The 1156-nt window shown below is 38.1% G+C and carries 1 protein-coding gene; it reads left to right on the top strand.

Features of this window, described 5'->3' with window-relative positions:
• Positions 1 to 122: 122 nt before the first annotated feature.
• A partial coding sequence (locus M2448_RS20320; protein WP_280648010.1) for an IS4 family transposase occupies positions 123 to 1156 on the top strand: 1034 nt, incomplete at its 3' end.

The raw sequence follows: 1156 nt of genomic DNA, 5'->3' as shown, positions 1-1156 counted from the left end.
CACTGCTGTCCCATTAAAATCGCAAATATCTCTTTAATTTATTTGATAATTAGTTAGTTACAGGTATTTTTCGAGCGCGACGATTTCAATTTATAGCTTTGCAGTCAATAACAGAAGCTGCAATGAATAAAGAGAAGTATGTATTTGCTCAATTGGTTTCATTCTTGAATGAAGATAAGTTTCGGCGTATAGTCAACAAGTACCAGGGAAATCGTTACGTCAAACACTTTACCTGTTGGAATCAACTGTTTGCTTTAATGTTCGGTCAATTGTCCAATCGTGAAAGTCTGAGAGATTTGATTATTGCTTTAGGCGCTCATCGCTCCAAATGTTATCATTTAGGGATGGGTAAGAACATATCAAAATCATCCTTAGCCCGAGCAAATCAAGATAGGGACTACCGAATCTTTGAAGAGTTTGCTTACTTCCTTGTCAATGAAGCACAGCAAAAGCGTAAAACAGACATATTCAAACCGGGAGGAAAGGCCTATGCTTTCGATTCCACAACAATCGATTTATGTCTGAATGTCTTTTGGTGGGCGAAGTTCCGAAAGAAGAAAGGCGGCATCAAAGTTCATACTCTGTATGATGTAGAAACACAGATTCCGACATTCTTCCATATTACAACAGCTTCTGTCCACGATTCTAAAGCAATGGATAAGATTCCTTACGAACCAGGCTCTTATTATATCTTTGATCGAGCCTACAACAACTTTAAGATGCTATATCGGATTCATCAGATAGAAGCCTGTTTCGTGGTTAGAGCAAAGACGAATCTTCGGTACAAAGCTATCAAATGGAAACGAAGAATGCCTAAGAATATACTCTCAGATATGACAATCGAACTGACAGGGTTTTATCCAAAACAATACTATCCCGATAAACTTCGGTTAGTTAGATATTGGGATGAAGAACAAAAACGAGAGTTTATCTTCTTAACCAACGCCATGAACATATCCGCTCTACAAGTTGCAGAGTTGTATAAGAATCGCTGGCAAGTTGAACTGTTCTTCAAATGGCTCAAGCAACACCTCAAAATTAAAAAGTTCTGGGGTACAACAGAGAATGCCGTAAGAATACAAATCTATGTTGCCATCTGTACCTACTGCCTAGTCACAATCATTCAACATGACATGGAAATTGACAGAAGCACATA

Origin of the sequence: Dysgonomonas sp. PF1-14 (assembly GCF_029892965.1) — a bacterium.
Taxonomy (GTDB): Bacteria; Bacteroidota; Bacteroidia; order Bacteroidales; family Dysgonomonadaceae; genus Dysgonomonas.
The sequence above is the reverse complement of the archived record's forward strand: the minus strand, read 5'-3'. Positions and strand labels throughout refer to the sequence as shown.